The organism is Thalassotalea sp. PS06, from assembly GCF_007197775.1.
Lineage (GTDB): Bacteria > Pseudomonadota > Gammaproteobacteria > Enterobacterales > Alteromonadaceae > Thalassotalea_A.
Genome location: NZ_CP041638.1, coordinates 159,610 through 173,359 on the forward strand (window position 1 = coordinate 159,610; position 13,750 = coordinate 173,359).

Annotated in this window: 13 protein-coding genes; 8 read left to right on the forward strand and 5 right to left on the reverse strand. The window is 45.7% G+C overall.

What is annotated here, in order from left to right; all coding sequences use genetic code 11:
- The 3 genes from FNC98_RS00705 to gpmI all read right to left on the reverse strand — a co-directional run bounded on the left by FNC98_RS00705 (nt 1) and on the right by gpmI (nt 3,605).
- The gene (locus tag FNC98_RS00705; RefSeq protein ID WP_260680404.1) at nt 1-783 is read right to left on the reverse strand and encodes a divergent polysaccharide deacetylase family protein; all 783 of its coding nucleotides are present in this window, start codon (nt 781-783) and stop codon (nt 1-3) included.
- 127 nt (nt 784-910) lie between these two features.
- Nucleotides 911-2,017 carry a murein hydrolase activator EnvC family protein gene (locus FNC98_RS00710; RefSeq protein WP_143579457.1) on the reverse strand — a complete coding sequence of 369 codons (1,107 nt, stop codon included), beginning with the start codon at nt 2,015-2,017 and terminating at the stop codon, nt 911-913.
- Between the two features lie 43 nt (nt 2,018-2,060).
- Nucleotides 2,061-3,605 (reverse strand): 2,3-bisphosphoglycerate-independent phosphoglycerate mutase, encoded by a 1,545-nt coding sequence (gene gpmI / locus FNC98_RS00715; protein ID WP_143579458.1) that lies wholly within the window; start codon nt 3,603-3,605, stop codon nt 2,061-2,063.
- 205 nt (nt 3,606-3,810) lie between these two features.
- On the opposite strand from gpmI, the gene FNC98_RS00720 reads away from it, so the two are divergent.
- The 5 genes from FNC98_RS00720 (at nt 3,811) to trmL (ending at nt 6,872) form a co-directional block, all read left to right on the forward strand.
- Nucleotides 3,811-4,236, forward strand: a complete 426-nt coding sequence (locus FNC98_RS00720; RefSeq protein WP_143579459.1) for a rhodanese-like domain-containing protein — start codon at nt 3,811-3,813, stop codon at nt 4,234-4,236.
- A gap of 10 nt (nt 4,237-4,246) precedes the next feature.
- Entirely contained in the window at nt 4,247-4,504 is a 258-nt protein-coding gene (gene grxC / locus FNC98_RS00725; RefSeq protein WP_143579460.1) for a glutaredoxin 3, read from the forward strand.
- Between the two features lie 313 nt (nt 4,505-4,817).
- Nucleotides 4,818-5,333, forward strand: a complete 516-nt coding sequence (secB, locus tag FNC98_RS00730) for a protein-export chaperone SecB (protein WP_143579461.1) — start codon at nt 4,818-4,820, stop codon at nt 5,331-5,333.
- A gap of 5 nt (nt 5,334-5,338) precedes the next feature.
- Nucleotides 5,339-6,346: an NAD(P)H-dependent glycerol-3-phosphate dehydrogenase gene (gene gpsA, locus FNC98_RS00735; RefSeq protein WP_143579462.1), complete on the forward strand. Its 1,008-nt coding sequence runs from the start codon at nt 5,339-5,341 to the stop codon at nt 6,344-6,346.
- Nucleotides 6,347-6,407: 61 nt separating this feature from the next.
- Nucleotides 6,408-6,872, forward strand: a complete 465-nt coding sequence (gene trmL, locus FNC98_RS00740; RefSeq protein WP_143579463.1) for a tRNA (uridine(34)/cytosine(34)/5-carboxymethylaminomethyluridine(34)-2'-O)-methyltransferase TrmL — start codon at nt 6,408-6,410, stop codon at nt 6,870-6,872.
- A 16-nt stretch (nt 6,873-6,888) separates the two neighbouring features.
- On the opposite strand, the gene FNC98_RS00745 is transcribed toward trmL, so the two are convergent.
- A complete protein-coding gene (locus FNC98_RS00745; RefSeq protein WP_143579464.1) occupies nt 6,889-7,473 on the reverse strand; it encodes a TetR/AcrR family transcriptional regulator in 585 nt (194 codons plus the stop codon).
- Between the two features lie 185 nt (nt 7,474-7,658).
- Here FNC98_RS00745 and FNC98_RS00750 point away from each other — a divergent pair, with 185 nt between their 5' ends.
- The 3 genes from FNC98_RS00750 to FNC98_RS00760 are packed head-to-tail and all read left to right on the forward strand — an operon-like array spanning nt 7,659 to nt 12,693.
- On the forward strand, nt 7,659-8,711 hold the full coding sequence (locus tag FNC98_RS00750; RefSeq protein WP_143579465.1) for an efflux RND transporter periplasmic adaptor subunit: 1,053 nt from the start codon (nt 7,659-7,661) through the stop codon (nt 8,709-8,711).
- A 3-nt stretch (nt 8,712-8,714) separates the two neighbouring features.
- A complete protein-coding gene (locus FNC98_RS00755) occupies nt 8,715-11,783 on the forward strand; it encodes an efflux RND transporter permease subunit (protein WP_143579466.1) in 3,069 nt (1,022 codons plus the stop codon).
- Nucleotides 11,784-11,787: 4 nt separating this feature from the next.
- Nucleotides 11,788-12,693 carry a cation diffusion facilitator family transporter gene (locus FNC98_RS00760; RefSeq protein ID WP_143579467.1) on the forward strand — a complete coding sequence of 302 codons (906 nt, stop codon included), beginning with the start codon at nt 11,788-11,790 and terminating at the stop codon, nt 12,691-12,693.
- On the opposite strand, the gene FNC98_RS00765 is transcribed toward FNC98_RS00760, so the two are convergent.
- The gene (locus FNC98_RS00765; protein ID WP_143579468.1) at nt 12,647-13,741 is read right to left on the reverse strand and encodes an alpha/beta fold hydrolase; all 1,095 of its coding nucleotides are present in this window, start codon (nt 13,739-13,741) and stop codon (nt 12,647-12,649) included. The two genes, FNC98_RS00760 and FNC98_RS00765, sit on opposite strands and share 47 nt — an antisense overlap.
- Nucleotides 13,742-13,750 lie beyond the last annotated feature (9 nt).

Sequence of the window (13,750 nt, forward strand, 5' to 3'; positions counted from 1 at the left end):
CTACTCAGTAGCCTTTTCTTTTGTCTTTTTTTCGGCGACCGCTGTATTTTGTTTAACCACAAGAGTGTCTGGTTTTGACGGTTGCAGTAAAGTAGAAATGTGTACTAGCTCGATTTGATGTTTGCTTAACGTAGGTAACATGCGATGCAGAACTTTCAACGTTTTTGGATGAGGATGGGCAATCGCAATGGCTGTTCCATCACGCTTGCTCAGATTTACTAGTTTCTGAAACTGATTTTCAATGTAAGACTCATCGAGTTTGTTATCGAGAAATAATTTACGATGTAAACTCGGTACGCCATGTTGTCTGGCAATATACTCTGCTTGAGAAAATTTACTGGTTCTGGAATCCAGGAAAAACAAATCATTGGCCTTAAGGAATTTCATTGTAGATTCCATTGGCATCGACATTTGTGTCAACCTACTCCCCATATGATTATTGATACCAATTACATGGGGGATATCGTCAATCTGCGCCTGCAATGTTTCCTGGATATGTTGCTCTGACATCGTCGACGTTAATGCGCCGGGTCCAGGATTTAATCCTTTAATAGATTCCATTGGCACATGCAACATGATCTCCCGTTGTTGCTGCCAGGCTTGCTTTGCTAAATCTTTGCCATGTGGTGTATGAGGTAGGACGGCAAACGCTACCTGGCGAGGTAGTAATAGGGCTGCCCGGTCAGTATGGCGATAGCCAATATCGTCGATGACGATGGCGACCTTGTGGTCAGCCAAAACAGAAAAAGGCAATAAAAATAATAGGGAAAGGTATAAGCGCAAAATAAAATTCTTATTATTTTAATGTTTTGTTTACAGCAGGATAACAATAATGTCAGGCAAAATCGATGAAAACCCGGTACTTTTTTTGTAGTGCGCTTAAACTATTGTTTTAATAGGTTTTGTCTGTTTATTTACACCAGTGTTTGGGGTTGACAGGTTTACCTTTGTGGCGAATTTCGAAATATACACCGGCTTTGTTTTGACCACCAGATTGCCCAACTAAGGCAATCGGCTCACCAATTTCAACCCGATCTCCGACCTTTTTCAGCAAGGTTTGATTATGGCCATACAAACTCATGTAGCCTTTTCCATGATCGATTACCACAACCAGGCCATAGCCTTTAAGCCAGTCGGCGAACAATACGGTGCCATTGTGAATGGTGTAAACCGGCTTTCCTACCGGAGCACTCATTAAAACACCTTTCCAGCGCAGGTAACCCTGTTTTCGTTGCCCGAAAGCATGGGTGATACGACCTTGCACTGGCCACTGCAATTTATTCTTAAATTTTCCGAGGCCATTGAGCTCCCAGGCTTCCTGCTGCATTGCCTGTAAACGTGCAAGCGCCTGAATAAGAGACTTCTCCTCTTCTTCAAGCTTTGTCAGTCGTTGCTTTGAAGATAATATTTTTGAATTTATTTGTTTTAATGTTGCCTGACGTTGTTTGCGGTTTGATTCCAGAGCTTGCTTTTGCTGCTGTTGTTCGTCGATTAACTGCGATAATTTGTCCGCCTGTTGACGCTGCTCTCGCTCCACATCAAGCAAGTCTTTAATCACTGATTTATAGTCATCAATGCTAGCCACACGGGCTTCGTTTAAATATTGATAGTAGGTGAGGTTACGACTAACCTCATTGGGGTCTTGCTGGTTTAGTAATAATTTCAGGTAATCGTGATGACCGGCGTAGTAGGCACTGCGGATTTGCTCAGCAAGAACCTGCTCTTGCTGCTGCCTTTTGCGGTTAAGGTCAGCTTGTTGCTTGCCAAGCTTATCGAGCTGTTTTTCAACCTCAGCTTTATCTTTACTGATGGCATTGATCTTCTGGGCATTGCTGGCAATGGCCAAATCATCTTTTTTCAGTTGCGACTGTAATTGTTGCTGCTGTTTGTTGTCTTTGGTCAGGGATTGTTTTTCAGCGACAATCTGTTGTTTGAGATCATCCAGATTCTGCTTAGTTTTATCCGGTGCAGCAACACCAGTATTGGAAAACAGCAGGCATAAGAGCCCCCCTGACATTGTTAATATGCCAGGGGCTGTGTCGCGTAAACGCCTTAACAACTTAGTCACTAAGTTGCATCAATGGAGTTCCCGTCATTTCTTCGGGCTGCTCCATTGCCATTAAGGAAAGAATCGTTGGTGCGATATCGCTTAGCGTACCTTTATTTAAAGGTTGCGCCGGGCGACCAACGTAAATAAGTGGCACTGGCTCACACGTGTGAGCAGTATGTGCCTGACCTGATTCACTGTTTACCATCATTTCAGCATTACCATGGTCGGCGGTAATTAAGCATTCACCACCGGTTTTGTTCAATGCCGTGATTACCCGGCCAATGGACTTGTCTACCGCTTCACAAGCTTTTACCGCGGCATCAAAATTACCGGTGTGACCAACCATGTCGCCGTTTGGATAATTACAAACGATAAAGTCGTAATCGCCACTCTCGATGGCACCAACCAGTTTATCCGTTAACAACTCGGAATTCATCTCAGGCTGTAGATCATAGGTTGCTACCTGAGGTGACGGAATAAGCTCTCTGTCTTCACCAATAAAGGTGTCTTCACGACCGCCGCTGAAAAAGAAGGTAACATGCGCGTATTTTTCGGTTTCAGAAATTCGCAATTGCGTCTTATTGTGCTTTTCTAGCCATTGACCAAGGACGTTATCTAACTCCTCTGGCGGGAAGGCTGCAGGAGCCTGGATGTCAGCAGCATACTCGGTAAGCATAACGAAAGCGCTGATCGCAGGTTTCTGCTTACGATCAAAACCGGAAAAGTCGGCTTCAGTGAAACAACGGGTAAATTGACGGGCACGGTCAGCACGGAAGTTCATAAAAATCATCGCATCGCCGTCTTCAACTTTTACGCTGTTACCGTGGGTATCTAGGATGGCAGTAGCAGCAACGAATTCATCATTTTCGTCACGCTGATAAGCATTTTCCAGTCCCTCTGTAACGTTTGCTGCGGTATATTCGCCTTCTCCGCTAACGATAAGGTCATAGGCTTTTTCTACACGATCCCAACGTTGATCCCTGTCCATTGCATAGTAACGACCTACCATAGAAGCTACGCGACCATTGCCAAGCTCGGTGAATAACTGTTCAGCTTTTTGCAAGGAGCTAAGAGCGCTGCGAGGTGGGGTATCGCGACCATCAAGAAATGCGTGCAAATACACTTTGTTCGCGCCTTTTTGTTTCGCCATTTTTAGCAGCGCAAAGATATGCTCTTCGTGGCTATGTACGCCGCCGGGAGATAAAAGCCCAAATACGTGTATGGCTTTGTCGGCGGCAACGGCGTTATCGATAGTGTCGGCTAATACCGGATTATTCTGAAACTCGTTGTCTTCGATAGATTTGGTAATGCGGGTGAAATCCTGATAAACCACTCGACCGGCGCCCAGATTGACGTGACCAACTTCGGAGTTACCCATTTGTCCATCTGGCAAACCAACAGCCATACCTGAAGTGTCAATAAGCATGGTTGGATAGTCCTTCATTAAACTGTCCATCACAGGGGTATTGGCATGGGAAATCGCATTAGAATCCTGATTTTCTCGATAGCCCCATCCATCAAGGATGATTAATACCATAGATTTCTTGTTACTCATTGACTTACCTATCTTGGTTTACTGCAGATGCGAGGGATAATTGTACACCGGACTCGTATCATAGAGCCATAGAGAAGCTCGAATCAACCGCAAATTTATGCATTTACTGGATTCTTTATAAGCAAACGGTATACTTGTGCCCTTTGCTGGTATAACCGGCGCCATAGCAGGCGTCGACATCTTTGAAACAGGTAACACAAAGGTTATGGAACAATACGTCGAGTTTTTAAGTAATCACCCAATGCTGACTATGGCATGGTTGGCGATCGCAACGATACTAATCTTCACAACGGTTAAAAATCGCTTTTCTTCAGTACAGGCAATTGGTACTCAGGAACTAACCATGCTAGTGAATCGCGAAGAGGGCGTGGTAGTCGATATTCGTGCCGATAAAGATTTTCGTAATGGGCATATTTTCGGCTCAAAACACTTAACGGCAGAAAAAATTAATGCCAATGACCTGGCAAGCCTTGAAAAATACAAAGACAAGCCCATTATTGTGGTATGTGCTGCCGGGATGACCGCAATTAAAGCGGCAAATCAGCTTGCAAAAGCAGGGTTTGCCAAGGTGAGTTACCTCAAAGGTGGATTGTCTGCGTGGCAAACGGCAAATTTACCTGTCAGTAAATAGCGGAGTTTTTATGACTAAGGTCGTTATTTACAGTAGTGCCTATTGTCCATACTGCCATCGTGCAAAAGCTTTATTGGCCCACAAACAGGTGGCCTTTGAAGAGATTAGTGTGGACATGGAGCCCGGCCGTCGGGCTGAAATGATGGAATTAAGCGGTGGTCGCCATACGGTGCCACAGATTTTTATAAATAATAAACATGTCGGTGGATGTGATGATCTAATGGCCCTTGAGTATCAGGGGCAACTGGACACACTACTGAGTGAATAAATGATACCAAGTACATTAAATTATTGCCCACTCAGTGAGAATTTAAAGGCTTATAGGCAAGGCTTTGATTGCAGAGAATGGTTATTCCATTGTCAAAATCAGTAACGCAGGATAAATGCCTTTAAAACTCACCCAAAGGGAGTTTATCAGAGGCCCATTTACGGCCCTATATTTCATCGATATAGAATGACTATACCAATGAAATCTATGTTGTAACTGAACCTCTGCCCTAACTCTGAGTTGTGCACAAACTTAGTGTAATTGGTATAAAGGTCGTAAAAACGACAAGATTAGTAAATTAGGAAGTAAAATTATGTCAGAAGAGAATCAAGCAGCAGCAAACGGTACTGAAAACCAACAGGCTCCAGCATTTGCGATTCAACGTGTATATACCAAAGATGTATCGTTTGAAACGCCAAGCTCTCCAGCAATCTTTCAAAAAGAGTGGAAACCAGAAGTAAAACTTGACCTGGATACTCGTTCTAACAAGTTAGCAGAAGATACTTATGAAGTGGTTTTAGCGATTACCGTAACCGCTACATTAGACGATCAAGTAGCGTTTTTAGCGGAAGTTCAACAAGCTGGTATTTTCACTGTTGGTAACATGCCTGAACCTCAGCTTGCTCATACGTTAGGTTCTTTCTGCCCGAACACGCTATTTCCATATGCTCGCGAAGTGGTCAGTAGCTTAGTTGCTCGTGGTACATTCCCACAATTAAACCTTGCACCAGTAAACTTTGATGCCCTGTTTGCTTCTTATGTTCAAAAACGTGCAGCAGACATGAAAGCCGCTCAGGAAGCGGGCGCAGGCACTGCAACTGACGCTTAATTGCTATGAAGCAACAAGTTGATATTAGCGTACTTGGAGCTGGTTCCTATGGAACCGCTCTTGCGTTTTGTCTTTCCAGAAATGGTCAGCAGACGCTTCTTTGGGGGCGTAATTCTGAGCACGTTGAAGCGATGCGAAAAAGCCGCTCCAACGAAGCCTATCTACCGGGATTTACCTTTCCTGAATCTTTGTCTTTGGAAGCGGACCTTGAAACTGCGGCTACCGCCAGCGATATTTTGTTACTGGTAGTGCCAAGTCATGCGTTTCGGGAAATGCTGGTTCAGATCAAACCATTTCTGCAACCGGGTGTGAAAATTGCCTGGGCGACAAAAGGCTTGGATCCTGAGCAGGGACGTTTATTGCAGGACGTTGCCCGTGAGATCCTGGGTGAAGAAGTCCCGCTAGCGGTGCTTTCCGGACCTACGTTTGCTAAAGAAATGGCAGCTGGATTACCGACCGCAATTTCATTGTCGTCGCAAGATCAGGAATTTGCCGATAGCCTTGCCAATTTACTGCATTGTCAAAAATCGTTTCGCGTTTATCAGAACAGCGACTTTATTGGTGTACAACTCGGTGGTGCAGTTAAGAACGTAATCGCAATTGGTGCCGGAATTGCCGATGGTATCGGTTTTGGTGCGAATGCTCGTACCGCCTTAATCACCCGTGGGCTGGCGGAAATGAGCCGATTAGGGGTAAAACTTGGTGCGAATCCTGCTACCTTTATGGGCATGGCGGGTCTTGGCGATTTAGTGCTTACCTGTACCGATAATCAGTCGCGAAACCGCCGTTTTGGTCTGGCTTTAGGTGCCGGAGAATCGGTAGAAGAAGCGCAGCGTAATATAGGGCAGGTTGTTGAAGGTTATCGCAACACCAAAGAAGTCTATATGCTGGCAAAACGTGAAAACGTTGAGATGCCGATTGTTGAGCAAATCTATCAGGTTTTGTATCAGGGTAAACCAGCATCAGAAGCTGCTTTGCAATTGCTCGGTCGCAACCCAACCAGCGAATGTTAATTTGGACCCTGTTACCAGGGTCCAATGATTCTAATCCAACCTTTCTACATTGAGGTCGTAAATGTTTGAAATCGCCTTATTTGAACCCCGAATTGCTCCAAATTGCGGAAACATTATTCGCTTAGCGGCAAATAATGGCTGTCGATTACATTTAATCGAACCATTGGGTTTTGATTTTGACGATAAAAAGCTTAAACGTGCTGGTCTGGATTATCATGATCTAACCAATGTAACACGCCACAAAGATTATCAGGCATTTTTACAGGCGGTGCCTGGCAAACGCATATTTGCCTGTACCACTAAGGGTTCGATTCACTATCATCAGGTAAAGTTTGAGGCGGGAGATGTATTGCTATTCGGCTCAGAAACCCATGGTTTGCCCGATGAAATCCGTGATAATTTGCCCGATGGTCAGCGTATTCGTATTCCGATGATGAAAGATGCTCGTTCTTTGAATCTGGCAAACTCTGTCGCCATCATCAGCTATGAAGCCTGGCGCCAACAGGGGTTTATCGACGCGGTTTAATTGCAGCGGTTGTTTGTTAACAAGGACGAGTTGCCGCCTGAAACACTTTTAGCATTTGTTGCAGGGCATAGTGAGCCTGGAGATCAATGTTGCTATGCAATAATCCGTAAACGGTTGTCTCAATACTTTCTGCTAACTCTTCACAGCTCATATCAAGATGCTCTAGGCTTATTTGCTTATTGTTTTCGGCAAGGGTTAATGATTCAGTGAGGTTTTCCCGAACAAACTGGCGTTGCATTTGGCTTAAATCTTCTGCATAACGCAAGCAGGATCGCACTAAATCCTGGTGTACTTCCCTGTCCTTGATGTCTTGAAAAACCGGTTGGCCGAGGGCCATAACAATATTTTCCACCACCTGCCAGATGTTGTTGAGCTGATTCCGGTATTGTTTAACTTTCTCTTGAGTGCGGTGAAAATGCTGTTCAACCACCTGGCGGAATATGTCTTCTTTTCCTGCAAACAGTTTATGAATGGTCACTCGCGATGTATCCGCATAGCGGCTGATCATCGAGATGCTGGTGGTATTAAATCCAAATTGGAAGAAACAAGTTCGGGCAGCATCGAGTACCTGCTGTTTACGATTGTTTGTTGAATTTGGCATAGGGGCGACCAGAAAAACGTTAATTGCGGTAAAGCGAATACTGCCGATATCTTAGATCAACTTATCCGGATTACCCAGTAAAATATTAAACATTGAAATTATCTAATTAACAAAATATGTAAATGTGTTAACCTCTCGCCATTGTTTAGTCTCTGCTAATCTTAATCAGAGATATCGGAGTGGTTATGTTCAGAAAATTTTGTCTTTTCTTGTCACTGACGGGTCTGGTTGCCTGTGGTCAGGAAGCCCAACAAACAGAGCAGGTATCCAAACCTGTCGTCGTGCAACTTACCAAAGCACAACCGGTTCCCCATCAAAATAAATATACCTTTCCAGCAACCGTATCGGCGGTGAAAACCATCGAGCTTAGCTTTGAAGTCTCGGGTCGTTTGAATCAGCTGGATTTGGTACAGGGTAAAAAGATTAAAACAGGATATCTCTTAGCCAGTATCGACCGCGCACCATTTGAGCGGCGGGTCGAAGAGCAGCAGCTACGATTAGACATTGCCGAGAAAGATTTAGGGCGGATCAAGACCATGTTTGATAAAGGTCTGGCTTCGCAAAGCATGTTTGATAACGCTGAAACGCAAACCGATTTGGCGCAAATTGATCTCAATAATGCGTTACAGGATTTAAGCTACACCCAATTAAGGGCACCATTTGACGCACAGGTTTCGGAACGTTTGGTAGACAACAACAGTTATGTGCAGTCGGGTCAGCCGATTGCCCGTTTGCAGGATTTATCCCGTATTTATTTTACCTTTAATGTGCCTGAGCGGATCCTCTCGGCAAATGCCAATAATGAATTGCTTGCAGCCACGGCAACACTGCTTACCCGCGATGCGCCGACATTCCCGATTGAATATGTAGAACACCGCACTCAGCCAGATCCTATTACCCAAACCTATCAGGTAGTGTTCGCCATGCAACCGGTCGACAAACAGGCGATTACTCCGGGTGCCCGTGCCCGTGTTAGTGTTAGCCTGGAAAATAATCAGCCGCTTAATGGCTTAGTGTTACCACTTAGTGCGTTAGTGGGAGACAACGACAAAGGCTTTTATGTCTGGCGTTATCAGGAACAGCAAAAATCGGTACAGAAAGTTGCGGTGGACGTTCTGAAAGTAATTGGTAAACGGGTGATTGTCGGTTCAGGTCTGGAAAATTCCGATCGAATTGTCAGCGCCGGGGTTAATCAATTGGTTGAAGGCCAGCAGGTCACGCCTTACAAGGCGCCGTAGTTGATGAACATAGCTAAGTATGCGATCAAAACGCCTGTCAATATCTGGTTGATGGTGCTGATTTTATTGTTGGGTGGTAGTCTGGCGCTAAGCAAGATTGGTCGTCTGGAAGATCCGGCATTTACCATAAAAATGGCCCAGGTGATTACCCAATTTGAAGGGGCCAGTGCCGAACAGGTTGAAGAAGAGCTCACCGAACAACTGGAAATTGCTTTGCAGCAAATGCCGCAACTTAAACGGCTTACCTCAATATCAAAACCTGGGGTTTCGGAAATAACCGTCGAAATCGAAAGCCATTACGATGCCGATACCTTACCGCAGATCTGGGATGAGCTGAGGAAGCGTCTACGAGATGCGGTGGGACGTTTGCCAAAAGGCGCGGGTAAACCTCAGGTGGTCGATGACTTTGGTGATGTCGCTGGTCTTTACTACGCCTTAACCGCGCCAGATTTTAGCGAGCGGGAAGTTCGTGAATTTGCTCGTATCATCCGCCGCGAGCTATTAACCTCTGAAGGTGTTGCCCGGGTTAATGTTAATGGTGTCCTGCAAGAGCAGATTGTTGCCAATATCGATCCGTATCAACTATCCGGTTTAGGAATATCTTTTCCCGATGTGGTGCGTTTATTTAGCGATAACTTTCGACCATTTCATGGCGGCCGCATTCTGGTGGAAGGCAAGCAGGTCAGGATCCTGGTTGAAGAGTCGCGAAACCAGCTAAATGAAATCAACAATCTGACCCTGGTATTACCGGGTTCAAATAAGTCGATTAAGGTCAAAGATATTGCCCGGTTATCGGTGGAGCCTACAGAAATTCAGCCAAGCATCATTCATTACAATGGTCAGCAGGCGATTACGCTGGCGATATCGGCGTTAAATGATATCAACATTGTGGAAGTAGGTAACAATGTTGACGCCAAAATTAACCAAATCCTCGAATCCCTACCGCTAGGCATTGAATTAAATCCAATTTATAACCAGGCGCAAATTGTCGATGAAGCCGTGGATGGTTTCATTCTTAATATTGTCCTGTCAGTATCCGTGGTGTCACTGACCCTATGTCTGTTTATGGGCTGGCGCTCTGGCCTGGTCGTTGGCAGTGTGTTGCTGATTACGGTAATGGGTACGGTATTATTGATGTGGTTGTTTGATTTACAACTACAACGGATATCACTTGGTGCCATGGTTATTGCCATGGGGATGCTGGTAGATAATGCCATTGTAGTCGCGGAAGGCATGATGCTAAGAATGCGACAGGGGAAATCGGCAGTGGATGCAGCATCATTTATTGTCAAACGCACCCAATGGCCATTGCTCGGTGCTACGGTTATTGGTATTGCCGCCTTTTCCGGCATTGGTCTGTCCGATGATGCGACCGGTGAATTTCTGTTTTCACTATTCGCCGTTATTATGATTTCCTTGCTATTAAGCTGGCTATTGGCGGTAACCGTAACCCCGCTGTTCGGCAGTTACTTTTATCAGGTGGGTAACGATGGGTCACAGCAGGGACAAAGTGGTGGCATTTATCAGCGTTATCAATCGCTACTTCGACTGGCGTTGCGCCATCGTGCCATTACCATTTCTTTGTTAGTGCTGATCACCATTGGCGCCTATGCAAGTTTCGGTAAGGTAAAGCAGGGTTTCTTCCCGCCATCGAATGCGCCAATTTTCTTTGTGCATTATTGGGGTGGGCAAGATCAGGATATTCGTCGCACTGAATCGGTGATTACTGAGGTAGAACAGATCCTGATGAAGGATGAGGGGGTAACATCGATTACCAGTTACATTGGTGCTGGCGCTGATCGCTTTACACTCACCTATAATCCCCAGGCCAGAAACGAAAGTTATGGGTTATTATTAATACGCATGGAAGATGCTGAACTCATCGCGCCGTATTTAAAGACCCTGCCAGATAAGCTCGCCCTTGCTGATATCAGTGCCAATTTCTATCTCGAGAGAATGCAGTTTGGACCCGGAGGTGGTGCCAAACTTGGGGTACGTTTTTCCGGATCTGATGCTTCCACGCTCCGTGATTTAGCCCAACAGGCGGAACAGGTTTTGCGTGAAGATGCTTTGATACGAGACATCCGCCACGACTGGCGTCAAAAAGGCCTGGCGATAAACAGCAACTTTGATGAATTCAACGCTGGGGTAGCTGGAGTATCCCGCGCTGATTTTTCTGATGCTATTCAGTATTCCAGTAATGGTTTACAACTTGGCTCCATTCAGGATGGCGATTACAGCTATCCGATTGTTGCTAAGATTAATCAGCCGGGTCTGGCCCAGCTCAATAAGCCGGGTAATAGCGATGTTGAGAATATTGTAAACGTTCAGGTCTGGAGTTCTGAGCAGCGAAAATATATTCCTTTCCAGCAGTTGTCTACGGGCATCACCCTGGAAAGCGAGGAAGTCTTGATTAATCGTCGTGATCGGATTCGCACGATTACTGTAATGGCAGAACCAGGTATGGACGAAACGGCGGCTCAGGCACTGTCACGTATCATGGCGCCGATACAGGCAATACCGCTACCAGAGGGTTACCATCTGGAGTGGGGCGGTGAATTTGAATCTTCTGCCGAAGCTCAACAAGCACTGGGTTCTGGCTTGCCGATGGGTTTTTTCGTGATGTTTCTGATTTCGGTATTGCTGTTTGCCAGAGTACGACAGCCTCTGATCATCTGGCTGGTTGTGCCGATGGCGGTGGTGGGCGTTGTTGCTGGATTGCTGCTTACCGATATGCCTTTTGGTTTTATGTCGTTGCTCGGTTTCTTGAGTCTGTTTGGTATGTTGATAAAGAATGCTATTGTATTGATTGAAGAAATTGATCTGCAGATTGAAGAGGGTAAGGATAAGCCTCTGGCAATCGTGGAAGCCAGTACCAGCCGTTTGCGGCCGGTGGCCTTAGCGGCGATAACCACCATTCTGGGCATGGCGCCATTATTATTCGATCCTTTCTTCGCCGACATGTCGGTAACCATTATGGGCGGCCTGACTTTTGCGACTATTCTGACTCTGGTCGCGGTGCCAGTGCTTTACAGCGCTCTATATCGAATTAAGGTAGAAAAAACCGGATAAGCCAATGACCAACCTTGCCAGAGACAGAAGAAGTTACCAAACCCTTGTCACTCTGGCAGCTCGCCTTGCGGTTGCGCTCGTTGTATTGATGCTGGTAACCAAAATTTTAGTCTGGTGGCATTCACCTTCGGCCTCTTTACTTGGCTCCACCCTGGACTCCGGCTTTGATTTACTCGCCAGCATCACTAATTTACTGATCGTTCGCTGGTCACTACAACCTCCCGATAAAGAACACCGATTCGGCCATGGCAAGGCGGAGAATATGGCGGCGGTTATCCAGTCCGTTATTATCAGTATCTCGGCAATATTACTGATAACCTTTGGCTGGCAACGGATGCTAAATCCTATAGAAATTGCCCATACCAGTTGGGGCATTGGCGTCAGTATTGTCGCAATCGTCTGCACCTTGGCATTGGTTCGTTTTCAACATTACGTGATTGAGCAAACCGGCTCGGTCGCAATTAGCGCCGATCAACTCCACTATAAATCCGATCTGTTCCTGAATATTGCGGTGATTATGGCACTTGCTTTTTATCAGCTTGATTGGCGCTTTATGGATGGCCTGATGGCGATAGTGATTGGTGTTTATTTGATCTATGGCGCATTAACGTTAATTTACACTAGCGTTCAGCAACTGTTAGATCATCAGTTACCCGAGTCGGAGCTGACCAGAATCGATAATGTGATATTAAACTGCGATGGCGTGCTGGGTTATCATCAACTGAAAACCCGGCGTGCCGGACAACATCGATTTATTCAATTTCATCTGGAAATCGATCAGCAGCTGAGTTTGCTTCAGGCCCACGAGATCAGTGATAAAGTGCAGGCGGCCCTGGAAGCCGAGTTTACCGACTGCCAGGTGATTATTCATCAAGATCCTGTTGTATCTCAGTCGAGAGATAATCATTAAAAAAGTCTAAAATGGTCGAAAGACCCTCTTGCCGCATGTCATCGGACTCGAATAATATTTCATGCCTGGCGCCTTTAATAACGACAGGCCCGTCTTGCACACAGCTTGTCTTGTTCAACGCCGCTAATTTTTCGCAAAATACCTGCTGGGCCTGATTATCGACAACGGTATCCTGTTCAGCCTGCAGTATCAGCACCGGGGCTTTAAACTGAGAAATATTATTTAACGCGTTATCCATGGCATCAATAGCAGCATTGAGCCAGGCAAAGGTGACACCGCCTAGCTGCGCTTTTGGGTGTTGTTGCCAGGTATCTTTGAATATCTGATAGCGAATCTCAGAATGCATTAATTCGTTTTCGGCAAATGGCTTTTGCTGATAAGGGCCATGACCGAAAAAATACCAGGCCTTATCGCTAAACACCGAATTCAGGCCGCTCCCAAGGCCAACCATAGTGGTTGCCAACCAGTCTGGGATGCCTCCGGTATCGATACCAAACATTGGTGCTGACAAGGCAATGGCCTGGAATCGCTCTGGATATTTTTGCCCGTATAAACTGGCGATGGTGCCGCCCATGGAATGACCCAATAAAAATAGTGGACCTTGACAGTTAGGGGCTATCGCCTGCTCCAACACCAATTGTAAATCCTCAACATAATGATCAAAGGATTGCACATATCCGCGGTGTCGCTCTTCCTGTTCCCGTTCTGATAACCCCTGACCGCGGTGATCAACGATGGCAACATTAAAGCCATTATTAGTCAGGTCAAAAACCACTTCCTGGTACTTTAGATAACCTTCAGCACGGCCAGGTGATATTACCACACAGGGATTTTCTGGATTTTCAATTTGCAGGTAGTAATGGATGTCTGGCTCAGAATCTCGGCTGATAACCGCTTGTGTACCTCGAGCAAATCGCTCTGCGATGGCCCCGGAAATATTGCTCGTTAGTTGTTGTTCCTGGGAAAAGGAATAAGGGCTTGGCATGGCCGCAACGGCTCCCGAAAATAGACTGAGAATCAATAAAGTTGAGATGGAAAATTTCGTCATTACCGATTC